We start from the raw sequence: 25166 nt of genomic DNA, 5'->3' as shown, positions 1-25166 counted from the left end.
GAACTCGTCACTGAGAAAACTGCATTATACAACGATTGGCTTAGCCACAACACTGCAATTTCGGCCCTGCGCCTTGGCTTGATACAGTGCCTGATCTGATCGCTGCAACAAAACGGCCAGGCTTTCACTTTGCTTGTGCTCAGCAACACCAATTGACACTTCAATGGCCATCTTGTGCGCTTTAAACTGAAAGGGGTTTTCAGCCAGTTGTCGATGGATCCGTTCCGCTACTTGCAAGGCTTCTTCAGCAGGAATATCGGTGAGCAATACTACAAACTCTTCTCCACCGTAACGAGCAAATAAGTCGTACTCACGTAAGTGTTGCTTTATTTGCCGGGTGAGAAATTGCAATGCCAAATCACCAGCCAGATGGCCATGCTCATCATTAAGTTGCTTGAAGTGATCGATATCCAGCATCAACATACTGCAGGTAGCATCGGTTCTATCTTGATGCAATAGCACCCGCTCTGCTTGTTCAGTAAAAGAGCGGCGGTTGGCTATTTTAGTTAATTCGTCGGTATTAGCGAGATGCCGTAGCTGTTGCTCAGCCACTTGCAAAGCTTGCTGCAATTGCTTTTGCACGGTAATTTCTTTGGCGTGCAATAAAATAGCACCCTCGGCATTGCATTGCTCAGACATCAGGAACCAACGTCCATCCATGGTATCGGCTTCAAAAATACGAAAAGGCACGCTTCGCCTGCGTTGCGCAGCATACAGCAACCAGTTTTCCAGATCATCCGTTTCAATTTTCAGTCCCTTGTGCTGCTGATGGCAATAACGAATAATGGCATCGAAGCCCATGCCGACCAGCTGCTCAATTGGAATAGAAAAAATATCTCCAAGAGCAGGATTGGCATACACCAATTGATCATCTGTATTAAAAATGCCGTACCCGTCACCACTGGAATACAGAAAATCGACCAAGACCTTGTGCATAATTGCCTGCCTCTGTCAGGATAGCGCTTCACTCGCTCCTTCAAACATAGCTTACGTTCTGAAGAGCAGGTAGGATCAACAGCATCTTCACCACCCTTTTTTGGAGTTATCATGACCAGACCTCAGGCTGTTTTTTTGGATGCAGGCTCCGTTGGCAATGCCGACCTTAACCCACTGCATCAGTTGCAGGTGGAACTTGAGCTCTTCCCAGAAACCAGGCTGGAACAGATTGTGGAGCGCTTGCAGAACGCCACCATTGCTATTGTCAACAAAACCGAACTTAACGCCGACACCCTACAGCAGTTGCCACAATTGAAGTACATCGCTGTGACGGCAACCGGGTTGAATAACATTGATCTGGTCGCAGCGCAGCAGGCTGGTATTAAAGTACAGAACGCTGAACACTACGCCACCGCATCGGTGGCTCAGCATGTGTTTGCTTTACTGCTGCAACTGACCAATCAATGTCTGGCTTACCAGCAAGCCATCCAACAAGGCCGCTGGAGCAAAAGCTCACATTTTTGTTTGCTGGACTACCCGATGATTGAGCTGGCAGGAAAAACGCTCTGTATCATCGGTCATGGTACTTTAGGTCAGGCGACTGCACAGCTAGCCAGAGCTTTTGGCATGCAGGTCATTGTGGCCGAGCGACCCAAGGCAAGCTGCCGCTCTGGCCGGGTTCCTTTTGAACAGGCACTAGCAAGCGCTGATGTCATTTCTTTACACTGCCCATTGACCGATGATAATCATCACCTGATTGGGCGCAAACAACTGGCCATGATGAAAAATACAGCTATCCTCATTAATACGGCCAGAGGTGCTTTAGTGGATACGCAGGCCGTGTTGAGCGCTTTGATGGACGAGACCTTGTATGCAGCCGCTTTGGATGTGCTGGATACCGAGCCACCACCGCCAAACCATACAGCGCTGCTTACCTCACACCCGCGTCTGCTTCTAAGCCCCCATGTTGCGTGGGCGACGACAGAAGCCCGCAATCGATTAGTGCAGCAAGTGGCTAATGACTTAAAGCAATGGTTACTCAGGCATGTACCTGCGTGATCTCAAGATGCAAGGTTCGTATGGGCATAACACTGTACAGCGTGAATAAAGTCGCGCAGAATAGCAGTCAACTGTATTTGATTTACGAAACAAGCATGACGCCATCATGAGAATATTCTTGGCCTGTATTTATCTTGTCCTGACTTGTCTTAGCTTTTCGCTACTAGCAGAACCAGAACTTCGACGTCAACTGATCCAACAAAATCCAGAGCAGTTTCTGGAGGCTGCTTTGCAGCGCCCGGAGCAGCACTCCAGTCTGCATTGGTTGGAGGTCAGTTATGCGTACCTGCAATTAAATCAGAAAGAAAGCGCGCTTGATAGCATCGAAAAGGCTATTCAACTTGCACGTTTGCTCGACGATAAACCGATGTATCAAACGCAGCTGTATCGCACTAAAGCAGAAATCGTTGGCCGTCTTTATCGCAACACGCAACTGGGCATTGAAGCGCTACTGACCGCGGAAAACTGGCTGGATAAACTCCCTCAAAATGAGAGTCAGCTGGAGCGTGCAGAAGTCTATGAGAGTTTAGCGCAGGCTTTTAATCAGGATGGCGATTACGCTCAAGCTGTACAGTATGCCCATAAAAGTCTTGAGCTTGCTCAGCACCCTGCACAGAAATTAAATGCTCATTATTTGTTAGGCCGTTTACACCTGCAAATGGATAAAATCAATGATGCATTTAGTCATTTCAGCCATGCTAAGCGTCTTGCTACCGAACTAAAAGCGGAACATGCCTTCCCTTTGATTGATATGCGATTTGGCCTCGGTTACCAAAAAATGGGATTGTATGAGCTGGCTTTGCATCATTTTACTTTGGCTAAAGATGGTTTGGACTACACATCTCAACAGCGCGCTTATGTCAATGTTTTGTTAAAAATTGCGAATATTGAGCTGCAACAAAACCTAACCAATGAGAATACTTATGACTCTATTCAGCAGGCTTTGATCCTTGGTCATCAAGTCGATGACGTGTATAGCATTGCTGAGGCCACTTTTTATCTGGGTCAGTGGCACCTATCGCAACAAAATATGGCGGCTGCAGCCTACCATTTTGAGCAATCGCACAGTATGTTTTCACAAATCAATAGTCATCCAATGCAAAGTCAGGTTTTATTGGCTATGGCCGAGCTGTATCATGCTCAGCAACAGCACGAATTAGCTCAGTCTATATTCGCCCGGATACATATCGATATAGATGATAGTAACCAATTTCTTTTTCTCCGTTACCGTTATGCCGAACTCGCTGCCGAACTAGCCTCCTGGCAGGAGGATTGGGTCAGCGCTTATGATTTCAGCCAACAAGTACTAAAACTTCGCTTTGATGACTTGCGTGAGCAACATAACCTTAAGTTGGACTACTTACAGATGACGCAACCGCACCAGCAAAGTGAAACAACAACACTGGATGCAACCGATTCATTCGCTGACTCGCCACTGCAGTGGTTGACCCTACTCAGCGTGGTGCTGACCCTTGGTTTAGCTTGGGCTTTACTCAAACTTCGAGCTCGACCAATCCTGCCATCACAAATGATTTTTTCTCGGCAATGGATCCAGTTCAGTGACAAACTTGTTGCTGAACAGCGCCACAAAAAGCCACTGTATCTCATGGCTGTCACCCTGCGTGGATGCCAATATTACAAACAACAGCACGGTGAAATCCAGTTGCGGCGAGTGTTGATTAGTTTACTCCACAGTTTGAAGTTGCCACAGATTGTTCAACTCGCTATCCACAGTGATGTACTTTGGCTTGGACTCAGGTGCGAACCGAATGAGCTGGCCTCGTTACAAAGCAAAGTGCTGTGTCAACTGGCACAGCAACGGGTGCTATTGAAGCCACAACCCCAGTTGCAAACACTGATCTTGCCTTTACAGGAATTGCTGGGTAACGGTTGGCAAAAACAACACATTCAAGCATTGCGCGAAGCCGTGTGGTTAAGCTGGTATCTGGCCGAACAGATTAATCCATCTGATGAGCATATTTACCTGCAATTAAAGGTTTTGGAACCACAACCCTGTGAATGGATGACAGAAAATATTCGTCAGGATATTTTAAATGCCTTGCAACTAGGCAGCATCGAGCTGTGGCAACAAGATCAATCACTCAATCCTCAGCTGCGAGAACTGCTGGAAACCCCAGTTCAGGGTCCGGAAGAGTAGGGACTCACATCAGACGAATAAATGGAAAAGCGGTCAGGTAGGCTCAGTGTTTTCAGTTGCTTACTTTGTGGGCATTGCCAACCGAGCAACACTGCTTGCAATGCCATCCCCTCAGACGATGAGACCGCGTTACCGTACTGCGGATCGCCCATCACAGGATAGCCACTTGCAGAGAAGTGCCGACGGATTTGATGTTTACGTCCTGATAATAGCTCAACCTGCAACCAACTTCGTTTGACGGACTCATCGTAACGGAGTAATTGAAAGCGCGTATGACAGGGCTTACCATCCAGCGGTGTTTGAATACAGCCTTGCTGAAGCAGTGCAACAGGTAACTGACCGGCGATCTGTACCACATAATGTTTGGTCATCTCACTGCCGGAAAATTGCTGGCTTAAGGCAGCTGCAGCTTTCGCCTGATGGGCAATCATCATCAAGCCACTGGCCTCTCGATCCAACCGATGCACCAGAAATACAGGCCGCCCAGTGGTAAGCTCGACCTGACGCAACAACGATAAATGATCGCCCCACTGGCTGCCCTGAGCCAACAAGCCTGCAGGCTTCCACCACACGGAATAGCTGCGCATATCCAATAACAATTCCGCCATCGGAGCGCTACGTTGCATGATCTGCTCATCATAATGCAGTTGCAGGCACTGCCCCGGATGCAACATGGTTTGCGCGCGACGTATCCGCTTTTGTTTCTTGCCTTTAACCAGATACACTGCGCCTTTCGACATGGCATCTTTCAAGCGGCTTTTCGACAATTCAGGTACAGCGGTGGCCAGACACTCAATCGCATTATTCGCTTCGGTTACTTGGATCCTTCGGCTCAATCGTAACAACTCATCCACTCCGCTAGTTCAGCATAGATTCATGCCTTGCCGTCTATACCTATCATTGTACTGAAGTGTTGCATGAAGGAATAGCCAATGAAAATTTTTCTTATCGCCAGCCTGCTGTTTACCAGCATCGTCTTGGCAGAGCAAGCGCCCGTGGTTCAGACGGAAGAGTTTTATGGCGCTATTGAACCCAAAAGTCAGCCGCGTGATTCCGCCGAGCTGGTGAGCAGTCAGAGTTTCAGCACCGATGTTTGGTTTCACAGTATTGAGCTGGAGCTCAGTGGTGATGTCAATGATAATGGCTTTTACCACCAACTGTATCTTGAGTTTGATGCAGACACCAACCGCAGCAGCAAAGCCGTGTTTGCTGAATTTAGCCTGCAACGGGGCAACCGACCCGAACAGCTATTCCATACCAGCTCTATCTTTACTTTGTATGGCCAAAGCCGGGACGATTGGTTCGCTATAGACACCACTCTGGAGGCCAATTATCCCACCGACTATTACACCTTAATTATACGAATTTACGATGCCACTTCAGGGTGGTTGCTGGCAGAACTATCTGGTTACGACGAGCCCATATTGGATTTATTACCCTTGGAAGATATTCAGCGCGATAGGCAACGAGTCGAAGTAATTACGACTTCAGGCGGAAGCTTTGGTATTTTTGCGCTGCTCGGGCTAAGCTTGCTGCTATGGCGAAGAAGAATGCACGTATCCTCCTCTACTCAGGCTGGTTAACCAGCTTGTTGCTGTTGCTGTGTCCATTGCAAGCAACAGCAACCATACAATTGCAACGAAGTCAGAGTGACGATCAGCTGCATTATCACTATCAATGGCAGCACAACGATCAGCTGCAGCAGTTTAGTTTTAGCATTCCGCGGCAAAGCATGCAGCAGCATCTAACTGGCTTTCGGCGCTACTCGGCAAAGTTAGCTGATACTTATATGCGTCAAGCTTTGATGCAGCAAGCTGCTGCACAACCCTCGTTGCAGTTCCAGCTTATTACAGGAACCACACCAATCGAATACCAAATCAACGCTCCCGATCAAGCTGCAGCGCAACAAATTCGCCAGCAATTGCAGGCGGTTATGCAGCAGGCCCGACAACGTTACCTGGAACAAATTTATCATACGGAATGGCAACTTAGCCCAAGGCGAACGGTGATCATGGTGGATCATCGGCGTATTATGCAGCAGAGCATGCCTGACCTGATGCCGATTGCCATGTCGTTGCAACAAAAATTTCCTTACACCACGACCAGAGAACTCAGTCAATTTTTACTGGATTGGATCCAACGGATCCCATACCAGCGGCTTGACGACCGATCAGCCAGTGGCGGCGAAGGGTTTAGCCCACCACTTCGCGTGATCCAACAACACCAAGGCGACTGCGATAGCAAAGCCGTATTGATGGCAGCATTACTCAAGTTGCTGCTACCCGATGTTCGCTTGGCCATCGTTTACTTGCCCAACCATGCAGTGCTAGCCATCGGTATGCAACCCTCAGATGCTGATGTACAACTGGAGCTGGAAGGCCAAAGCTACGTACTGGCAGACCCAACCGGACCGGCTTTGCAGCCAGTCGGGCAAGTCTCTTCTCGTTATCGGATCTACCTACAACCCGGTGTGGTCAACTACCGATTGCTATAAGTTTTCCTCAGCAAAAGAGGCCAAACGGCTGCGCACTACTCCATTGAGATTAATGGTGGCGCTGCCCTGGAAATTTTTAAAACGTTCAACAATATAGGTTAACCCCGAGGTCACCGCCGTCAGATAGTTGCTATCTATCTGGCTAAGGTTACCCGAGCAAATCAGCTTGGTGCCTTCTCCGCAACGGGTAATAATGGTTTTGAGCTGAGCGGCACTTAAGTTTTGACACTCATCCAGAATGACAATTGCATTCTGGATGCTACGGCCACGCATGAAATTCACCGACTTAAACTGGATGTTGGCTTTATCCATAATGTAACCGACACTGGCATGTGGGTGCTCATCGGTTTTATGCAGCACTTCCAGCGAATCAGTAATCGCTGCTAGCCAAGGCGCCATTTTTTCCTCTTCTGTACCTGGTAAGAACCCAATAGACTCCGCGATCTCTGGCGTATTTCGCGTCACGATGACTTTGTCATATAGCCCCTTTTCAATCACAAGCTCCAGCGCAGCCGCCAAAGCAATCAAGGTTTTACCACAGCCTGCTGGTCCGGTCAGAATCACCAGGTCCATCTGAGGATCGAGTAATGCCTCCATCGCCATGGCCTGATAAATATTTTTCGGCGTAATGCCCCAGGCATGGCGATGCATGATGCGCTCATAACCCAAATCCCGCACCTGAATTTGTTGCTCATCAATGGCGACCACTTGACCGGCAAAGGATTCTGCCTCATCAATGAGAAACTCATTAATGTAAGCATCCGGTAACAACCGACGCTCGAGTAAATGGTAGATATCCCGGTCTTTTTGTTCGGTCTGACAATCTTTGACCTGTGACCAGAATTCACCACTGAAACGGTAATAACCTTTGTACAAAAAGCGTACATCATCAATCAATTGATCGGTACGATAATCCTCAACCAGTTTTAAGCCTGCGCCTTTGGCTTTCAACCGCATATTGATATCTTTGGTAACAAGGATCACTTTTTGCGGACTACGCTCACGCTGCAAATACAAGGCAGTATTGATGATCAGGTGATCGTTCTCCCCCCCTGGTAAACCAGGTAATTCATCTTTTAGGTGATGATCATTGATAATGAACAAATGTCCAGACACCTTCATCTCACCGTGCTGCGGTAAGGCGACTCCATGCAGCATCTGCTCTGGCGATGCATCACGCAACGAGTCTTCCAAAGCCCGAATAGCCACCCGAGCATCCCGGCTGACATCTTTGTTGCGGTCTTTGATGTGGTCTAACTCCTCCAAAACCGTCATCGGGATCACGACATCGTGTTCCTGAAAGTTTAAGAATGCAAAGGGTTCATGCAAAAGAATATTGGTATCGAGGACATAGACTTTCTTACTTCTTTTTCGCGCCATACGCAGCTCCTTGGAGGCGGTAGTGAGAATCAGTAGAGAACAGATCATCTTTCACTAAGCATAGTGTAACTTGGTGGTATCGAAAGCATTTTTTCTTAAGAATTGCTGAATAATTGAGCAAACAGTTCAAGACGAGTATATGTCGGCTTCATGACCACGATATGACAGGCCATCACTGAAATTTTGAGGATGCAGAAAAAACCATTTCCCTGTACCATGACGCCCCCTTACCGTCACAGGAATCTTCATGTCTTTTGCTTTGGGTCAACGCTGGATCAGCGACAGTGAATCTGACTTAGGTTTAGGTACCGTTATTGCCATCGATGGCCGTAGTGTCAGCCTTTTATTTCCGGCTAGCGGCGAGCAACGCTGCTATGCAAAACAGCAAGCACCATTAACCCGGATCCGCTTTGTCGCAGGCGATCGCATTCGTAGTGCAGAAGAGCAGGAGTTAGATGTCACTGACGTTCATGAAGAAGACGGTTTGGTGATCTATCGCGGTATTGATGTTTCTTCGGGCCAACCCACCACACTGCGGGAAACTTTTTTGGATCATTTCCTCAGTTTCAGCCAACCGCAAGATCGGATGTATTCAGGGCAAATTGACCGACTGGATGCCTTTAGCCTACGGTACCAAAGCCTACAAAGACTGCATCGGTTGCAACAAAACCCTTTGCGAGGTCTAAGTGGCGGCCGTATCGACCTGATCCCGCACCAGCTCTTTATTGCCGAAGAAGTCGCCAAACGCCATGCTCCGCGCGTGATGCTAGCCGATGAAGTTGGCCTTGGTAAAACCATTGAAGCAGCACTTATCATTCATCAACAGCTGATTTGTGGTCTGGCACAACGTGTGCTGATCGTGGTGCCAGAATCGCTGCAACATCAGTGGCTGGTCGAGATGCTGCGGCGCTTTAATTTACCAGTCGCTATTTTTGATCAAGAGCGCTGCCAGCAAAGTGCACTGGATCAACAAAATCCATTTGAATCCGAGCAACTGGTGCTGTGTAGTTTGGAGTTTTTAAGTACTGAATCCAGCTGGCGACAACTGGCTGTTGAGGCAGGTTGGGATCTGATGGTGGTTGATGAGGCTCACCATCTGGAGTGGAGTGAAACAGAACCTAGCACGGCTTATCAGTGTATTTCTGCGCTGGCTGAGACCATCCCAGGCATTATTTTATTAACTGCAACCCCTGACCAGCTGGGGCATCGAAGTCATTTCGCTCGTTTGCAACTACTCGACCCAGATCGCTTTTACGATTATCAGGACTTCGTGCAACAAGAGCAGCAGTATCAACATATTGCTGCTCTAGCCAAAGCGGTGCTGCATGAGCAACCGCTAAGCCCGACCAATCGTCAGGCTTTGATGGATCTGTTGCAAGATGAGCAACTGACTCCGGCTTTGGATACTTTACAACAGAGTAAAACAACAGATATTGAACAGCAGCAAGCGGCTCAGCAATTGCTGCAACCCTTACTTGATCGACACGGTACCGGCAGGATCCTGTTTCGCAATAGCCGCAGAACCATTCAGGGATTCCCAAAACGGCATGCCAACTTGATCCCGCTGCAAAGTCCAGAGCTTTATCAGCGCAGCGCCGACACGATCAAGCAAGCCACTATAAAACCGTCATTGCATTCAGAGATTGCTGGTCAGTTACTGACACCGGAGCGGCTCTATCAACAAGGCGCCCCTGAGCAAGCATGGGTGGATATTGATCCGCGCATCCCTGCTTTGATTGCTTTACTCAAACAACACAAGACAGAAAAATTCTTATTGATTTGTGCCCATGCGCAAACCGCTATCGAGCTTGAAAAAGCATTGATGCAGCGTGAAGGGATCCGCGCCGCCGTATTCCATGAGCAAATGAGTATTCTGGAGCGAGACAAAGCCGCCGCTTATTTTGCCCAACAAGATTACAGCGCTCAAATTCTACTGTGCTCCGAAATTGGTAGTGAAGGCCGTAACTTTCAATTTGCGCATCATCTGGTGCTGTTTGATTTGCCTTTGAACCCCGATTTACTGGAACAACGGATCGGTCGACTGGACCGTATTGGCCAACAGCAAGAGATCCAGTTACATGTTATGTACTTTCGGCAACATACGCAGGAATATTTGTTGCAATGGTACCATCAAGCACTCAATGCCTTAGAGCAAACCTGTCAAACCGGAGCCGCGCTGTATCAACAGTATGCGCCTGCATTGACCGAACTTCTACTCAAGCCTGAGTGGTCGGATGCAGGCTTGCAAAGCTTAATCCAGCAAAGTCAGCACAGCCACCAACATCTATTGGAACAGCTCGAGCAGGGCCGCGATCAGCTGTTGGAAATTCATTCGTCGGGTGGCCAGAATGCTCAGCAACTTAGTGAGCAATTACAACAATTGGATCGCCAGCACCACCTGGCCAGCTTTATGATCCAATGCTGGGATCAGCTGGGGATCACGCAAGAAGAGCGCAGCGATACCTGCTTAATTCTGAAAACCTCAGAGCATATGGAGATAAGCCATTACCCTGGCCTTGATGATGAAGGGATCAGTGTGACCTTTGATCGCGCCACTGCTCTGGCACAAGAAGATATTCAATTTCTGAGCTGGGATCACCCCATGGTGTTACACACTCTGGATTTACTAACGCAAGAGCAACGCGGCAACAACACCGTTGCCCTGTTACCTAATCCGGCTTTACCTGCCGGCAGTTGGTTCCTTGAGCTGATTTATTTGGTCGAAGCCAGTGCTCCACCTGTGCTGCAACTTGGTCGTTATTTACCAGTGACACCACTGCGATTGTTGTTGGAGGCTCAAGGGCGAAATTTAGCACAATCCGTTCCTGCTGAGCAGCTCGAAAAACAATTGGAACCCGTTGCCAAACAGGCTTCGGTCAAAATTGTCAAAGCATTACGAAGTCAACTAGATCCGGTACTGCAGCAAGCAGAACAACATGCCTTGCAACAGCTTCCTACGGTGAAGCAGCACGCCAAACAACGCATGCAACAAGCTTTGCAGGAAGAGATTCAGCGTTTGCAGCAATTACAGGCGGTCAACCCAGCAGTCAGGCCAGAAGAGATTGAACATTTAAGGCAGCAACAAATAGATCTGACAAGCTATATCGATAAAGCACGATTAAAACTCGACGCAGTTCGCCTTATTGTGGTGAGTCATGATAAGCCATAACACACTATGCTCATAGACTATCAACCGCCTCAACGTCCTTACCTGGATATCCTGTATCAGGATAATGATATCGTGGTATTGAATAAGCCAAGTGGCTTGCTCAGTGTGCCGGGTAAGGCAGCTGAGCATCATGATAGTCTGAGCTCACGGGTTCAAAGAGTCTGGCCTGATGCACGTGTCGTCCACCGGCTTGATATGGCAACATCAGGCCTCATGGTGATGGCCATGCATCCTCAGGCACAACGCATCTTAAACCGACAATTCTCTGAGCGCGAGATCCACAAACGCTATCAGGCGGTTGTCGCTGGCAGGTTGCAGGCGGCACATGGTAGCGTCAGTGTGCCACTGATTTGTGATTGGCCTAACCGGCCTAAACAAAAGGTTTGCTTCCTCTCAGGAAAAAAAGCGCTGACTAATTTTCATCGCATACACCACTCGGCTATTGAAAGCCGCGTGCTGCTATTCCCGGTTACCGGTCGATCACACCAGCTAAGAGTTCATATGCAGTGGCTCGGACATGCTATACTTGGCGATAAATTTTATAGACATGAGCATGATAAGCCTGCCGAACGATTATTACTGCATGCGGAGTGGCTTCAACTAAACCACCCAGGTTCAGAGTTACCGATACAATTTTTTTCTAAATGCCCGTTTTGAATCGTTCAATGCATACGATCACAATAAAGCTTAGAATAAACCCAATCCTCACCGGTTGTTAACCCAGCGTTCAGTTTTATGCTCTATGATCAGACTCAGCGAAAATAAATACAGTGTTTTCAGCTTTTGACCCCTTTATTTATTGGTTTAATTTGTTAAATAAACAGTTTCACGATAAAATTGGGTCTGTTGGACTTCACCTAAGGAGAAATGGATGAAACGTAAAATTTGTACTTTGGCTGTGCTTGCCGCTTTACCTCTGATGTCAGGGACGGCTGCCGCCAACACCCCTACTGCTGCAGAATTGCAGGATCGCGTGTTTGGCTCTATTTTCGCCGAATACTATATGCCAGATCGTAAAAAGACCCGCAGTGTTGATTGGGATTACTTGACCCGCGGCGAAGGTATTGGCTTTGATGTTGGTTACCGGATTGATGAAAACTGGGCTATTCGTGCTGAATTTGCGCGTCAACGCTTGAAAAACAAGCTTGAAGGTGACCGCATTACTGGTAATCGTTTTGGTATTGACGCGCTTTATCATCTTGATAATAGCGGTGTCTACGTTCTGGCTGGTTTGAAACATCATGATATGAATCATACAAACTCTGTCAACGTTGGTATTGGTTACCGTGCCTTTATCAATGAGAGTGTCTCTTTCTTTGCTGAAGCAAATCGCTATCAAGGTCTGAATAAAGATACCTCTTGGGCCGATGCAGGCATTAAGGTTGGTTTAAGCTACTACTTCGGTGCAGCTTCTGCCGCAGCACCAGCTCCGGCACCAGCTCCAGCGCCAGCAGCAACGCCTGCTCCTGCCGTAACTGACAGCGATGGTGATGGTGTACCTGATAGCCGTGATAAGTGTCCAAATACGCCTCGTGGCCATCGTGTAGATGCTGATGGTTGTACTATCTACTCCGAGACTGAGCAGCGTGTTGGCAGTGCAGAAATCCGTGTTCTGTTTGGTTTTGATTCAGCTGAAGTATCGCGTGAGCAACGTGCTGATGTTGCCCGTCTGGCTGATTATCTGAAACGTTACCCAAGCGCTCGTGTAGAAATCGAAGGCCATGCATCACGCATTGGTGCTGCCGATTACAACATGGGTTTATCTGAGCGCCGCGCCAAGGCCGTTGCTGATTTATTGATCAACACCCATGGTATCGAATCTTCACGTATCACCACCAAAGGTTATGGTTTCAACAACCCGCGGATGGAAGGTACCAGTCGTGAAGCACATCGTGCCAACCAACGTATTGAAGCGCTGGTAACTGCGACGATCAAAGAACCAGTCATGCGTTAATTCAACGTCTGTTCTGCAATAAAGCCGCGCTATGCGGCTTTATTTTTTTCAGCTTTGGAAATCATGGCCGATACCCTAGAATTAAGAGGATAGAAAAGGGGTCCCCATGCATCGCTTTTGGCACCATGCCACCACGTTTTTCTTTCTACTACTCATTTCTCTCTTTTCTGGTCAGGCATATGCCAGCGAGCAGCAATTAATGCTCGATTTGCAGCGGCAATTACCAGAGTGGGAGTTTCAGCATCTTGATAGCGAACAAGATAACTTCACTATTTTGCATCGCCCGGCAATGACTGCCTTTGAAAAAGGCACGCTAATCCTCATTCCTGATAGCTCTTTGCACCCAGCTACTCCACGGCAACTGAACTTCTTACGACAGCAATTTAACGACTTAGGTTGGCATACCATTGCCATGATGCCCCCCACCTTAGCGCATGATGACGAAAGCAAAAGCGAAGCCTTACAACAACGGTTTAATCAGTTATTAGATTATGATGATATGCCCGCAGGTCATGTCGTCATTTTGGCGCAAGGTTCGAGTGCCAATTTACTCACTCAGTTTGACTGGCACAGTATGTCCAGACCTGTAGATGCGCTTATCTTAGTCAGTAGTTATGAGGCTGATCCAGTGTCAAATCGCGAGCTGGCCCAACGTATTGGCGCTCTGGCTATCCCAACGTTGGATATAGCGCATCTACTGGATCATCGTCACATTGAGAGTACCTTACTTGAGCGTCAGCGATGGAGTCGGAAAAATGCAAACTTACTGTACCGCCAACGCTTATTAACCGGTTATGCCGAGCTCGAGACTACACAATACCTAATGATGAAGGAAGTCTATGGCTGGCTGAGTTATTTGGGGTTATAATCAATCGATAACAGGCCATGATCAACTTTCTGACTTCGGAATTTACTATGACCACTAAAAACCGTGTAGTACTGTCATTAATCACCCTCGGGTTACTGCAAGCGTGCTCCTCCCCACCGCCGATCGTTCACCAAGCACCTCCTCCTCCACCTCTGATAGAGGAACCAGTTTCGTTGATTGGCACCACCATGGTATTGGTTGAAAGCGCTCACGTTTGTAAAGACGAAGCCGAAACGAAGCGACTGGCAGCCAGCGCTCAGTTACGATCGATGGCTCGCTACTTAGCAGAAATTTTGCCGACCTATAATTGCTCTATTACCGAATTGACCAGTCAGGTGGAAATTCTGGATGAAGCACAAGGCTATCGTAAGGTCAATCTGGATCAGGTCGAAGTCTTCACTTTTGATAATTACTTGCTCCCGGCAGCAACTGAGCCAGTTCAAGAATCGTCTGTTTTATCCTGCTGTTGATCCATACGGTTATTTAATCTGGCGACTTGCTGCTGCAGCAATTGCAATTGATGCAGCAGCTCATCATGATGCTCTTCTTGTTGCTGATGGTCTTCTTTACGTGTTTCATTGGTCATGATCTCCAGAATGACACCGACCATCATATTGAGAAAGATAAAGGTGGTTAAAAAGATAAACACAATGTAGTAAATCCAGCTCAGTGGATATACTTCCATGGTGTCGTACATTACATCGGTCCAATCCTCAAAGGTCGCCACCCGAAACAAAGTCAACATAGAGATGGCGATGTCTCCCCAGAGAAACTCATCGATTTTGGCAAAAAAGATAGAGCCAACCGCTGCAAAGATATAAAAAATAATAAACATCAGCAAAGCAATGTAGCCCATTTTGGGGATTGCTTTGAGTAGCGCATTAATCAGAAAGCGAAGCTCAGGTACAATGGAGACCAAACGTAGGACTCGCAACACACGAAGCAGGCGTCCAATCACCACCATTTCGCTATCCGGTAACGGGACTAAGCTGGCGACCACAATAAAGGTATCAAACACATTCCAGCCATCGTGAAAAAAGCGTTTTTTCTGTTCAGCCGATAAAAAGCGGATGGTGATTTCAAATAGGAAAAAAAACGTGATGGCAATGTCGAGGACACCGATGCCTTGCTCGACCCACAAGGGTAAGCGATACGTTTTGGCGCCGACCGTCAAGGCAGCAATCACAATAACGGCAATAACAAAACCCTGGAAGTAGCGGCTCTGCTCGATCTGTTGTAGACGCTGAAACCAGGCATAATCTAACTGCATATATAGGTAACCTTTGCTAATATTCGTTTTGAGCTTACGAAGCGAAAGAGAGTTGTATTCAAAGTCCGCGCTGCTGCTTGATCAACTCATATGCGGCTTGGATTTCTTGTGTTTTTTGGTTAGCCAGCTCCTGCATCTCGGGTGGCATGCCCTGAGCGACTAACTTGTCTGGGTGATGTTGTGCCATTTGCCGTTTGTACGCTTTCTTTAACTGTTGATCGGTACAACCTTCTTGTGTACCAAGCAAGGCATAGGCATCAGCCAAGCTACGTTGTGGCCTTTGTGCAGAATGGCTACCATGATGCCGCCGGTGTTGAAAACGTGCTTCGGCTTCATAACGGCCCAGTATCTGTTCAAACTGCAGTGGTGAAAAATCCAATAACTCAGCGATCCGAGTTAGGATCTGCCGCTGTTGCCTGGTCAACTGCCCATCGACTAAGGCAATACTCATCTGAATCTCCATAAACAGCATCAGCACATCCGGGCGGTTGAGGTAGGCCATTTTTAAATCAGCCAGCTGTTGCTGCCAGGGAAACGCTGAGGCTTTGCCATCACGGAATGCGTTCTGGGCTTCTTTTTGCTGCTGCACTGTTAAGCCCAGCTGAGTCATAAAGTGTTGTGCTTGACGAATATGCGCCTGTGTCACCACACCCGTAGATTTCGCCAAATGGCCCATCACAGCAAAGGTGCTATACATAAAAACGCCTTGAGCTTCTTTATGACTATGAAACAGTCCCTGAAATCCACCCCGGCGCTCAAAGCGTTGCCGCAAAGCTTGGTCGAACCAATGCCCTAACAACAAACCAATGAATAGTCCGGGTAGCCTTAGTATTGCCAGCCCAAATAAAGCGCCGAGAATTTTACCCCACACCCAAACACGCTCCAGCAGTTAATCTGGCAAATTCATCAGAGCTGTCAACAAACTCTGGTTCACCCCAAGAATCGAGCGGCCATTATAACAGTCAAAACGGCTGGCACCAGCACCGATAAGGGGAAAGATCCAGCATTACCGGCCATAACAGCGTAGCGGCAGCCGGCAAATTGCTTTATCATAGCCGTTTATTATAAATCCTCATTAACAGTACAATTTTCAAGGTTTATAAGGCGCATGACGTTTCGGTTGACCAATTTTGCTTTTGTGTGCCTGATGGCTACTGCCAATGCTGTCGCAGCCACTGCCAATATTGTTGCAGATAATGCAATGATTGATAATTGCTATCCAACCACGCCTTACCCCGTTGCACTGACTGAGCTGGATCAAGATGGCTCGCAGGTTTTTATTGATGCGGATGGTCTTGAGCTGAACAATAACCAGCAAGCCAGATTTTTTGGCAATGTTCAGGTCAGCTATAGCGATACGCTATTGCAAGCACCTCAAGCAAGCTTTAGTCAGTCAGAACAAATTATTCTGGCCGATGGTGGCATTAGCTACTTCAGTCCCGCTCTGGCTGTCCGCAGCCAAAAGTTCGTAGCCAACCTTCAACAAAATCGTGTCGAGCTCTCTCAGGCGGATTATCAATTAGCCACGCAGTCTGGACGAGGCGCTGCCGATATCTTACTGGCGTCAGAAACCTCACTACAGCTTAGTGACGCCAGCTTCACCGCTTGTCCCATTGGGGATAATAGCTGGGCATTGCATGCGAATGAAATCAAACTCAATGCAGATGAAGGATGGGGACAAGCCTGGCATACCGTATTCAAAGTACGTGATATACCGGTGCTGTATTTGCCCTATTTGTCGTTTCCTATTACTGAAGAGCGTAAATCCGGCTTGTTACTGCCAAACGTCGGTAGTTCGCAGCGGCTCGGCGTTGACCTGGAGCTGCCTTACTATTTCAATCTGGCAGAAAACTATGATCTAACATTGACCCCTCGAGTAATGACCAATCGAGGCTATCAACTTAAATCCGAGTTTCGTTACCTGACCGAAGATCATCAAGGCTTGCTCCATCTAGAGTACATGCAAAAAGATCGTGAAAGACCAGAGCTGACTCAGCGCTACCTTGGTCATTACAACCAACGCAGTGATTTCACCCCTCGCTGGCGAGGCACCTTGGATGTAACTGACATCAGTGATGATGCTTACCTTACCGATCTGGGTTCAGATTACATGAACCAGAGTGATACCCAGTTACTCAAGCAAGGCAACATCACTTACTATGGCGACGATGTATTCGCCAGCCTGCAACTGCAAGACTTCACCGTATTAGGTAATTATGATAAAGCCTATGCCGCCTTGCCTGTGGTCGATGTACGCTCCGCAGAACCTATTCCTTTGCTAGCAGGGCTGGAGTTTGACTGGCAAGCTCAGTATGCTTATTTCCGCAATGATCAGGCGCTCATCCATTCAGCTCATAGAGCTCATATTGAACCAACCGTTCGCTTGCCCTTCATCTCGCCGGCGATGGAGTTTATGGCTGAGGCCAGCCTGATGCATACACGTTATCAGCAAAATAGTGATCAGCTTCAACAGGACCAAACGCAAACTATACAACGCACCATGCCAAAGCTTCGCCTGCGAGGCCAATTAAACTTTGAACGCTCATTGGAACAGCAAGGGGAGCTGAAGGTACAAACCTTCGAGCCTCAACTGCAGTATTTGTACATTCCCCACCGCTCACAATCAGAGATTGGACTGTTTGATACCACACGCTTGCAAGATGATTACTTTGGTTTATTCCGGGAAAATCGTTTTTCTGGGCTGGACAGAATCAATGAAGCAAACCAGCTGACATTGGGTGCGACCAGCCGCATTTACGATGCGAACGATAGAGAGCAGTTTCGTTTTAGTCTGGGGCAAATATTTTTTATTACCTCCCCCACCGAGTTGCAAGACCCGTTTCAGCAAAGCCTAACGGATATTGAATCAATGTTGGCGGCGGAGTCTATGTGGCAATGGCATCGTCGCTGGTTTGTCAGTGCCGGGGTGCAATACGATAGCGATAACCGCAACTTAATCAAAAGTAACGTCACACTCGATTATCGTGGCAGTGATAAAACACTGTTTCAATTGAACCATCGTTACAGCCAAGCGGTCTCAGATTACGAAATAAGCCAAATCGGTCTGCTTGGTACGCAACCTGTCGCGGATCACTGGCAACTGTTCGGCAGCTATTATTACGACTTGAACCATAGTCAGATGATGGAAGCTCATTTTGGCATTCAGTACGAATCCTGTTGCTGGGCCATTCGACTGGTTGCGCGCAGACAAATCGCGACGGATCTGACCCGCAACCCTACAGATTTGAATATTCCGAGTACCTTCGACAACGGAATTTCATTACAATTTGTCCTAAAAGGCTTTGGCGATAAAGCTGGTTTTGCCGTCACAGACATGTTATCAAATGGCATCTTCAGCTATCGACGTCCATATTTATTAAATAATTAGTGTAGGAATTTATGAAGTTATTTTCGTGTATTATTCTCAGCTGCATGTTGTTACAAAGCTTACCAACGGCCTTTGCTAACGAACAAGAAGTCGATCGCATTGCCGCTATCGTTGATAGTGGTGTGGTTTTAAAATCTGAGGTCGAAGAGGTTGTAAAACGAGTCAAACGAAATGCTGTTGCTCAGGGGCAAAGTTTGCCATCAGATGATGTCTTGCGGGTACAGGCATTAGATCGTCTAATTAACACCAGCTTGCAAATGCAAATGGCTGACCGGATGGGCCTTCAAATCAGTGACTCTCAGTTGGATCAAACCATTCAAAGCATTGCTTCAGGTGAAGGCATGACGCTGGAGCAGTTCCGTCAACAAGTCGTTGCTGAAGAAGGCAGCTACCAGACTTTCCGTGAACGGTTACGAGAAGAAATCACCACCAATGAAGTATTACGAAATAGTGTTCAACGTCGTATTTATATCAGCCCGCAAGAGGTAGAGAGCTTGTTGCGTGTTATGCAGGAGCAAGGCGCCACGAATGAGCAATACAATATTGGCCACATTTTGATTGGCTTACCTAGTCAGGCGACAACGGATGATATCGACAGTGCTCGAGATCGTGCTGAAGCCGTGTTGAAACTGCTGAAAGAAGGCAGTGACTTCCGCCAGCAAGCCTTAACCTCGTCATCAGGCAGCCGTGCGCTGGAAGGCGGTGATATGGGATGGATGAACATCAATGAAATGCCGACCTTGTTTGCAGAAGCAATCCGGGATAAACGTCGCGGTGATTTGATTGGCCCGTTACGCTCAGGTGCAGGCTTTCACATTCTGACCATCTTTGATATTCGGGGAGAAAATGTCACTGAAATTCAGGAAGTCAGAGCGCGTCACGTACTTATTCGCCCCTCGATTATCCTAAGTGAAGAGCGTGCTCGAGAAACGCTGGCCCGATTTGGCCGCGAGTTCCGTAATGGTAATGCTGATTTTGCCGCCTTTGCGAAAGAACATTCCGAAGATCCAGGCTCACGCAACAATGGTGGTGATCTGGGATGGGCCGACCCTGAAATTTATGTACCAGAATTCCGTGATACGCTGCGGCGTCTGGATATCGATGAGCTGAGTGAACCATTCAGAACTCAGCACGGCTGGCATATTGTGCAATTGCTTGATCGGCGCTCCGTGGATGCAACGGCAGAAAATCAGCGCGAGCAAATTTATCGCATGATATTCAATCGTCGATTTAACGAAGAAACCAGCAATTTCCTCCGTGAATTACGTGATGAAGCCTATGTGGAAGTTGTGGAGTAATTGATGACACTGCGCATAGGCATAACGCCAGGCGAGCCTGCGGGTATCGGCCCAGATTTGATTCTGCAACTGGCCCGTCAGGATTGGCCCGTTGAGTTGGTCGTGTGCGGAGATGGCGAAATGCTCCAGCAACGCGCCCGGCAGTTAGGTCTGCACATTAAGCTTTTGCCTTACCAACCAACGCAGCCGGCTCAGCCACAACGAGCAGGTACGTTAACCCTCGCTCACTTCAGCACCGCCGAGGCAGTATTGTCTGGCCAACTGAATGAAGCCAATGGGCCTTATGTGGTTGAGACATTACGTTTCGCTGGCGAGCACACTATTGCGGGCAAATTTGACGCTATTGTCACCGGTCCGGTCCATAAGGGCATTATTAATCAGGCGGGTATCCCTTTTAGCGGACACACCGAGTTTTTTGCCCACCAATGCAATAGTAGCCATGTGGTGATGATGTTGGCAACGGAAGGCTTACGGGTAGCTCTGGCAACCACCCATATTCCTTTGGCTTATGTCGCTAAAGCAATTACTGCCGAACGACTGCAAGTGGTGTTGCAAGTACTGCATCAAGACTTGCAGCATAAGTTTGGTATCGCCCAACCACGTATATACGTCTGCGGCCTCAACCCCCATGCTGGTGAGAATGGCCATCTGGGCCGGGAAGAACTTGATGTGATGATACCAACCATGGATGCATTACGCGCTCAGGGTATGGATCTGATTGGCCCACTGCCTGCCGATACCTTGTTTCAACCCAAATACCTAAATGATGCCGACGCTGTATTAGCGATGTACCATGATCAGGGGCTACCTGTACTGAAACACATGGGTTTTGGTAAATCCGTCAATATCAGCCTCGGGTTGCCACTCATACGTACTTCAGTCGATCACGGCACTGCATTGGATCTTGCCGGTACCGGCCAAGCCGACCCAGGCAGTTTATTGCATGCAGTTGAACAAGCGATCCAACTCTGCAAAGTCACCAGCATGCCTCAACGGAAACCTTAACATGAAGGCCCACTCCCCAGCAGAACATAAAGCCAGAAAACGTTTTGGCCAGAATTTTTTACACGATCCTGTGGTGATAGGACGCATCGTCAAGGCCATACGCCCGCAACCAGGCGAAAACCTCATTGAAATCGGGCCCGGGCTCGGTGCTATCACGGAGCCAGTCGCTGAGCTGACGGATCATCTAACGGTGATAGAGCTAGACCGCGATCTCGCAGCCCGACTGCAGCAGCACCCAACGATGGCCAACAAGCTCACCATCATTCAAACCGATGCCATGAAGTATGATTTTGGCCAACTGGTCAAACCCGGCCAAAAACTTAAACTATTTGGTAATTTGCCGTACAATATTTCCACACCACTTTTGTTTCATTTATTTCGTTACTGCGCTCACATCGAGAATATGCACTTTATGCTGCAAAAAGAAGTAGTGCAGCGTATGACTGCCGGGCCTGGCAGCAAAACCTTTGGTCGTCTGAGTGTGATGACGCAGTATTATTGCGATGCAATGCCTGTTGTAGAAGTCGGTCCCGGCGCTTTCAAACCGGCTCCAAAAGTAGACTCAGCAGTGGTTCGGTTAATTCCAAAACAGCGACCAGAACATGAAGTCGTCCCTGTCCACCTTTTGAATCACGTCTGTTTAGAAGCGTTCAATCAGCGAAGGAAAACCTTGCGTAATTGCTTAGCCAATATTGCGACAGCAGAGCAGTTGCTCGCTTTGCAGCTCGATCCGGGACAGCGGGCAGAACAATTGTCAGTCACCGACTTTATCCGTATTGCTCAGTGGCTAAAAACGCAACAGGACCAAAATTCATGACCATGTCAACAGCGATTGAAATTGAAACCGAAACGTTTTATGTCAGTGCTCAATCGGATCCTGAGCAAAACAGATATGTCTTTGCTTATACCATTCGCATTCACAATAAAGGGGAGCATACCGTTCAGCTGCTTCGACGACACTGGTTAATTAGCGATGCTAATGGCCAGCAAGTTGAAGTTGATGGTGAGGGTGTCGTTGGTGAAAAACCAACATTAGCTCCCAATGAACACTTCAGCTACACCAGTGGCGCCGTATTAGATACGCCAGTTGGCACCATGCAGGGCCATTATGTGATGAAAAGCAGCACCCAGGCTGATCAGCCACAGGAGTTTAAAGTGGATATCCCACTGTTCCGGCTTGCTATTCCTAATATTTTAAATTAAATCACTCTGATGGCTACCTACGCAATAGGCGATATTCAGGGTTGCTATGATGAATTGCAGCTCCTGCTGGAGAAAATTAAATTCAATCAAGCAGATGATCAATTATGGCTTTGCGGTGACTTGATCGCACGAGGCCCAAAATCACTTGAGACCCTGCATTTTATCCGCAGCCTCGGGGCCACCGCCATCACAGTTCTTGGCAACCATGACTTAAACCTGATTGCCAGTTTTTATGGTTATGGCCGGGTTAAAGCAACCGATCAATTGCAAGTGTTACAAAGCCACCCTGATTACGCCAGCTTCATTGAGTGGCTCTGCCAACAACCGCTCATTCATAGCCCAACGGAAACTGTATTGATGGTGCATGCGGGTATTCCACCAGGGTGGAGCAGGTCAGAAGCCATGCAACATGCAGAGTGTATCTCTTCTCTCCTAAAAAGAAATCCAGAGCAGTTGTGCCGCGAGATGTATGGCAATGAACCAGCGCGCTGGCAAGATGCTCAATCCCCAGCGGAGCAATGGCGTTTCACCATTAATGCATTAACTCGAATGCGACTGTGTCGTGCAGATGGAGCATTAGAACTCACCAATAAAGGGGCACCACAACACCATGGCGCTTTGTTGCCGTGGTATGATTTTTGGCCGCGAAACAGCGAAACGACTTTACTGGTCGGTCATTGGGCAGCGCTCAATGGCAACTGTCCGCACCCAAAAGTTGAAGCATTGGATACCGGATGTGTCTGGGGCAATCAGTTAACCGCCTATTGTATTCAAACCAAACAGCGGTATAGTGTAAGCGGATACCAGAAATAATGGCCAAGATTAAGCGATAAACCATGGTCATGTCCTATTACGCGTTGGTATTTAGCATGAATTTGGCTACACTAGTAGTTGATTCAACTCACTATTTATATATACCTTCTTGACCAGTCCATCGGGAGTCTTTATGAAGTTAACGGTAGCGCTTAGGGTGATTGGTGGCTTCGGCATCATTTCTTTGTTGCTTTTAATCTTAGGTATTTCTGCATACCTGAGTCTCAACAGCATCAACAATTCCACCACTCAGGTGAATGATGTATCCATCCCTGCACTGGAGAACAGCGCAGCATTGCAAAATGAATTCATTATTATGAGTAAAATTGCATTGCAAGCTTACTATGCCAATGAAGTCTCCGAAATCCAGAGCTTACAGACACAATTTAGTCAAGAAAGAGACGCCTTTGATAAGGCAGCTCAAGCATTGCAAGCTGCCTTGCAACAAGAGCCTCAATTGCGTGACTCGTTCAATCAAGTCACCACAACCTATGGTGATTTCTTACCTGTCACCAATCAGCTTTTTTCTGAGCTCACCACACGACTCACGTTACGTGATCAATTGAACAGCCAGATGTCAGATTTAGAAATGGCAGCTGATGATGCAGCAATGTATATTCTCGATTTTACAGATGTACGTGATGTCCGAAATCGATTTCCTGAGGCATATCAAGCTGCAACCCAGATTGAAATGGGGGTAAATACATTAGTAAGTACCGCATTAGATCTTATTCGAACTGAAAACGCATCGACAGTAGGTACCGTAAGCAACGAATTAAACTTCCGGTTAAACGAATTAACTGAACAGTTTGCAACTATTCAGCAGCAAGCGGGTGGCAGTGTGGATCTAGTATCCGATCTGGCAGAAAAGGTTGCTGAAATCGAGCAGTTATTGTCTGGTACTAATGGTCTGACCCGTCTAAAGGAGCAGCATCTGAAGGCTATTGCAGATGCAACCAGTTTGCTCGAGCAAACAGAGCAACTTGCCAATGCTGGCCTGAGTCAGTTAGCCGCCTTATTAGAGCAAGCACGCAGCGCAGCTAATCAGATCCAGCAAGGTGCAACTGCTAATGTCAGTAATGCTGTTACCTTTAATTTTATAGTGATGCTTATTTCCATAGTACTCGCTATCATCATCACCATCTGGACCGTGCGAAGCATTACGCTGCCACTGCATAAAGTAAATGAAATTTTGGGTGTGGTCGCCTCCGGAGATTTAACGCGTAAACTTGATGCTTCGGGCTCTGATGAATTTGCCGATTTGGCAAGGAACTGCAACAAGGTTATTGATAGCCTGCAGCAACTGATTAAGGGCATTATTTCCCGCTCAACTCAACTCGCTGCAGCTTCCGAGCAAACGTCGGCCATCACCGTACAAACCAGTGGTGCTATTAAAGAGCAGAAATCTCAAGTGACTCAGGCAGCCACCGCCACCACCGAGATGAGCAGCACCTCACAGGGTGTTATGCAAAGTGCAGGTGATGCACTGGCTGAGATTAAGAATGCAGATAGCGAAGCAGAGCGTGTGAAGGGCATTTCGCAAACCAATAAAGGTATTATTACCGACTTGTCCAATGAAGTTGAACAAGCATCCATCGTCATTAATAAGCTAAATCAAGACAGTGCGTCTATTGGCAGCATTTTGGATGTAATCCGGGGCATTGCCGAGCAAACCAACCTGTTGGCACTCAATGCTGCTATCGAAGCCGCCCGTGCCGGTGAGCAAGGCCGGGGTTTTGCTGTAGTTGCCGATGAGGTTCGCTCTTTGGCCAGTAAAACGCAAGATTCAACCCAGGAAATTCAATCCATGATAGAAGTGCTGCAAAAAGGCGCTCAAAATGCGGTTGAAGCGATGAAAAAAGGTAAGAAACAAGCCGAGAACTGTGTCGCGCAAACCGATATTCAAGACAAAGCTCTCGATTCTATTACCCATGCTGTCCATCAAGCTCGTGATATGAGCGAGCAAATTGCTCATGCCGCTGAAGAACAGAATCAGGTTGCTAATGATATTAGTCAACTGCTTGAATCCATCGTCTCTATCGCAGAAGAAACAGCTTCTGGCGCAGAGCAAACCTCCGATTCGAGCCACGAAGTCGCTCGTTTGGCAGAAGAGCTTCGCCAATCGGTCGATCAGTTTAAAGTGTAGTGCATCATCCAGCTGCATGAAAGAC

The 25166-nt window shown here is 47.7% G+C and carries 21 protein-coding genes; 16 read left to right on the top strand and 5 right to left on the bottom strand.

Annotated features, from left to right (window positions below; all coding sequences use genetic code 11):
- Window positions 1-24: 24 nt before the first annotated feature.
- Window positions 25-936, bottom strand: a complete 912-nt coding sequence (locus Q3O60_RS07900; protein WP_305893372.1) for a GGDEF domain-containing protein — start codon at window positions 934-936, stop codon at window positions 25-27.
- Between the two features lie 111 nt (window positions 937-1047).
- Between Q3O60_RS07900 and Q3O60_RS07895 the strand changes: the two genes are divergently transcribed.
- Both Q3O60_RS07895 and Q3O60_RS07890 read left to right on the top strand, forming a co-directional pair.
- Entirely contained in the window at window positions 1048-1995 is a 948-nt protein-coding gene (locus Q3O60_RS07895; RefSeq protein WP_305893371.1) for a D-2-hydroxyacid dehydrogenase, read from the top strand.
- Between the two features lie 106 nt (window positions 1996-2101).
- The gene (locus Q3O60_RS07890) at window positions 2102-4153 is read left to right on the top strand and encodes a tetratricopeptide repeat protein (protein WP_305893370.1); all 2052 of its coding nucleotides are present in this window, start codon (window positions 2102-2104) and stop codon (window positions 4151-4153) included.
- Here the strand turns inward: Q3O60_RS07890 and Q3O60_RS07885 are convergent.
- Entirely contained in the window at window positions 4135-4989 is an 855-nt protein-coding gene (locus tag Q3O60_RS07885; RefSeq protein WP_305893369.1) for a pseudouridine synthase, read from the bottom strand. The genes Q3O60_RS07890 and Q3O60_RS07885 overlap by 19 nt on opposite strands.
- 96 nt (window positions 4990-5085) lie before the next feature.
- On the opposite strand from Q3O60_RS07885, the gene Q3O60_RS07880 reads away from it, so the two are divergent.
- Window positions 5086-5736: a choice-of-anchor H family protein gene (locus Q3O60_RS07880; RefSeq protein WP_305893368.1), complete on the top strand. Its 651-nt coding sequence runs from the start codon at window positions 5086-5088 to the stop codon at window positions 5734-5736.
- Window positions 5691-6647: a hypothetical protein gene (locus Q3O60_RS07875; RefSeq protein ID WP_305893367.1), complete on the top strand. Its 957-nt coding sequence runs from the start codon at window positions 5691-5693 to the stop codon at window positions 6645-6647. Before Q3O60_RS07880 ends, Q3O60_RS07875 begins: the two co-directional genes overlap by 46 nt.
- On the opposite strand, the gene Q3O60_RS07870 is transcribed toward Q3O60_RS07875, so the two are convergent.
- A complete protein-coding gene (locus tag Q3O60_RS07870; RefSeq protein WP_305893366.1) occupies window positions 6642-8027 on the bottom strand; it encodes a PhoH family protein in 1386 nt (461 codons plus the stop codon). The two genes, Q3O60_RS07875 and Q3O60_RS07870, sit on opposite strands and share 6 nt — an antisense overlap.
- A 247-nt stretch (window positions 8028-8274) precedes the next feature.
- On the opposite strand from Q3O60_RS07870, the gene rapA reads away from it, so the two are divergent.
- The 5 genes from rapA to Q3O60_RS07845 all read left to right on the top strand — a co-directional run bounded on the left by rapA (window position 8275) and on the right by Q3O60_RS07845 (window position 14488).
- Window positions 8275-11196 carry an RNA polymerase-associated protein RapA gene (rapA, locus tag Q3O60_RS07865; protein ID WP_305893365.1) on the top strand — a complete coding sequence of 974 codons (2922 nt, stop codon included), beginning with the start codon at window positions 8275-8277 and terminating at the stop codon, window positions 11194-11196.
- A gap of 6 nt (window positions 11197-11202) precedes the next feature.
- Window positions 11203-11853 (top strand): pseudouridine synthase, encoded by a 651-nt coding sequence (locus tag Q3O60_RS07860; protein ID WP_305893364.1) that lies wholly within the window; start codon window positions 11203-11205, stop codon window positions 11851-11853.
- A gap of 214 nt (window positions 11854-12067) precedes the next feature.
- On the top strand, window positions 12068-13150 hold the full coding sequence (locus Q3O60_RS07855; protein ID WP_305893363.1) for an OmpA family protein: 1083 nt from the start codon (window positions 12068-12070) through the stop codon (window positions 13148-13150).
- Window positions 13151-13256: 106 nt separating this feature from the next.
- Window positions 13257-14018, top strand: coding sequence for a DUF3530 family protein (locus Q3O60_RS07850; protein WP_305893362.1), 762 nt, complete (start codon window positions 13257-13259; stop codon window positions 14016-14018).
- A 47-nt stretch (window positions 14019-14065) separates the two neighbouring features.
- Window positions 14066-14488: a hypothetical protein gene (locus tag Q3O60_RS07845; RefSeq protein WP_305893361.1), complete on the top strand. Its 423-nt coding sequence runs from the start codon at window positions 14066-14068 to the stop codon at window positions 14486-14488.
- Here Q3O60_RS07845 and Q3O60_RS07840 read toward each other — a convergent pair.
- Both Q3O60_RS07840 and djlA read right to left on the bottom strand, forming a co-directional pair.
- Entirely contained in the window at window positions 14458-15288 is an 831-nt protein-coding gene (locus Q3O60_RS07840) for an ion transporter (protein WP_305893360.1), read from the bottom strand. The genes Q3O60_RS07845 and Q3O60_RS07840 overlap by 31 nt on opposite strands.
- A 58-nt stretch (window positions 15289-15346) precedes the next feature.
- Window positions 15347-16159, bottom strand: coding sequence for a co-chaperone DjlA (gene djlA, locus Q3O60_RS07835; RefSeq protein ID WP_305893359.1), 813 nt, complete (start codon window positions 16157-16159; stop codon window positions 15347-15349).
- 237 nt (window positions 16160-16396) lie between these two features.
- Here djlA and Q3O60_RS07830 point away from each other — a divergent pair, with 237 nt between their 5' ends.
- The 7 genes from Q3O60_RS07830 to Q3O60_RS07800 all read left to right on the top strand — a co-directional run bounded on the left by Q3O60_RS07830 (window position 16397) and on the right by Q3O60_RS07800 (window position 25141).
- A complete protein-coding gene (locus Q3O60_RS07830) occupies window positions 16397-18676 on the top strand; it encodes an LPS-assembly protein LptD (protein WP_305893358.1) in 2280 nt (759 codons plus the stop codon).
- A gap of 11 nt (window positions 18677-18687) precedes the next feature.
- Window positions 18688-19974, top strand: a complete 1287-nt coding sequence (gene surA / locus Q3O60_RS07825) for a peptidylprolyl isomerase SurA (RefSeq protein WP_305893357.1) — start codon at window positions 18688-18690, stop codon at window positions 19972-19974.
- Window positions 19975-19977: 3 nt separating this feature from the next.
- Window positions 19978-20979, top strand: a complete 1002-nt coding sequence (gene pdxA, locus Q3O60_RS07820; protein WP_305893356.1) for a 4-hydroxythreonine-4-phosphate dehydrogenase PdxA — start codon at window positions 19978-19980, stop codon at window positions 20977-20979.
- Window position 20980: 1 nt separating this feature from the next.
- The gene (rsmA, locus tag Q3O60_RS07815) at window positions 20981-21796 is read left to right on the top strand and encodes a 16S rRNA (adenine(1518)-N(6)/adenine(1519)-N(6))-dimethyltransferase RsmA (protein WP_305893355.1); all 816 of its coding nucleotides are present in this window, start codon (window positions 20981-20983) and stop codon (window positions 21794-21796) included.
- The gene (gene apaG / locus Q3O60_RS07810; RefSeq protein ID WP_305893354.1) at window positions 21793-22182 is read left to right on the top strand and encodes a Co2+/Mg2+ efflux facilitator ApaG/CorD; all 390 of its coding nucleotides are present in this window, start codon (window positions 21793-21795) and stop codon (window positions 22180-22182) included. Before rsmA ends, apaG begins: the two co-directional genes overlap by 4 nt.
- A gap of 9 nt (window positions 22183-22191) precedes the next feature.
- A complete protein-coding gene (locus tag Q3O60_RS07805) occupies window positions 22192-22995 on the top strand; it encodes a symmetrical bis(5'-nucleosyl)-tetraphosphatase (protein ID WP_305893353.1) in 804 nt (267 codons plus the stop codon).
- A 133-nt stretch (window positions 22996-23128) separates the two neighbouring features.
- Entirely contained in the window at window positions 23129-25141 is a 2013-nt protein-coding gene (locus Q3O60_RS07800) for a methyl-accepting chemotaxis protein (RefSeq protein ID WP_305893352.1), read from the top strand.
- Window positions 25142-25166: the final 25 nt, after the last annotated feature.

It is taken from the genome of Alkalimonas collagenimarina (assembly GCF_030717845.1).
Classification (GTDB): domain Bacteria; phylum Pseudomonadota; class Gammaproteobacteria; order Enterobacterales; family Alteromonadaceae; genus Alkalimonas; species Alkalimonas collagenimarina.
This window is presented reverse-complemented; position numbering and strand designations above follow the sequence as displayed.

What these genes read in the sequence shown, in the direction of transcription:
- rapA (WP_305893365.1), top strand. Translation starts at nt 8,275, where the DNA reads ATGTCTTTTGCTTTGGGTCAACGCTGGATCAGCGACAGTGAATCTGAC.
- rsmA (WP_305893355.1), top strand. Translation starts at nt 20,981, where the DNA reads ATGAAGGCCCACTCCCCAGCAGAACATAAAGCCAGAAAACGTTTTGGC.
- Q3O60_RS07895 (WP_305893371.1), top strand. Translation starts at nt 1,048, where the DNA reads ATGACCAGACCTCAGGCTGTTTTTTTGGATGCAGGCTCCGTTGGCAAT.
- Q3O60_RS07850 (WP_305893362.1), top strand. Translation starts at nt 13,257, where the DNA reads ATGCATCGCTTTTGGCACCATGCCACCACGTTTTTCTTTCTACTACTC.
- Q3O60_RS07870 (WP_305893366.1), bottom strand. Translation starts at nt 8,027, where the DNA reads ATGGCGCGAAAAAGAAGTAAGAAAGTCTATGTCCTCGATACCAATATT.
- Q3O60_RS07830 (WP_305893358.1), top strand. Translation starts at nt 16,397, where the DNA reads ATGACGTTTCGGTTGACCAATTTTGCTTTTGTGTGCCTGATGGCTACT.
- Q3O60_RS07855 (WP_305893363.1), top strand. Translation starts at nt 12,068, where the DNA reads ATGAAACGTAAAATTTGTACTTTGGCTGTGCTTGCCGCTTTACCTCTG.
- Q3O60_RS07800 (WP_305893352.1), top strand. Translation starts at nt 23,129, where the DNA reads ATGAAGTTAACGGTAGCGCTTAGGGTGATTGGTGGCTTCGGCATCATT.
- Q3O60_RS07805 (WP_305893353.1), top strand. Translation starts at nt 22,192, where the DNA reads ATGGCTACCTACGCAATAGGCGATATTCAGGGTTGCTATGATGAATTG.
- Q3O60_RS07880 (WP_305893368.1), top strand. Translation starts at nt 5,086, where the DNA reads ATGAAAATTTTTCTTATCGCCAGCCTGCTGTTTACCAGCATCGTCTTG.
- apaG (WP_305893354.1), top strand. Translation starts at nt 21,793, where the DNA reads ATGACCATGTCAACAGCGATTGAAATTGAAACCGAAACGTTTTATGTC.
- Q3O60_RS07900 (WP_305893372.1), bottom strand. Translation starts at nt 936, where the DNA reads ATGCACAAGGTCTTGGTCGATTTTCTGTATTCCAGTGGTGACGGGTAC.
- Q3O60_RS07845 (WP_305893361.1), top strand. Translation starts at nt 14,066, where the DNA reads ATGACCACTAAAAACCGTGTAGTACTGTCATTAATCACCCTCGGGTTA.
- pdxA (WP_305893356.1), top strand. Translation starts at nt 19,978, where the DNA reads ATGACACTGCGCATAGGCATAACGCCAGGCGAGCCTGCGGGTATCGGC.
- Q3O60_RS07860 (WP_305893364.1), top strand. Translation starts at nt 11,203, where the DNA reads ATGCTCATAGACTATCAACCGCCTCAACGTCCTTACCTGGATATCCTG.
- Q3O60_RS07890 (WP_305893370.1), top strand. Translation starts at nt 2,102, where the DNA reads ATGAGAATATTCTTGGCCTGTATTTATCTTGTCCTGACTTGTCTTAGC.
- Q3O60_RS07875 (WP_305893367.1), top strand. Translation starts at nt 5,691, where the DNA reads ATGGCGAAGAAGAATGCACGTATCCTCCTCTACTCAGGCTGGTTAACC.
- Q3O60_RS07840 (WP_305893360.1), bottom strand. Translation starts at nt 15,288, where the DNA reads ATGCAGTTAGATTATGCCTGGTTTCAGCGTCTACAACAGATCGAGCAG.
- surA (WP_305893357.1), top strand. Translation starts at nt 18,688, where the DNA reads ATGAAGTTATTTTCGTGTATTATTCTCAGCTGCATGTTGTTACAAAGC.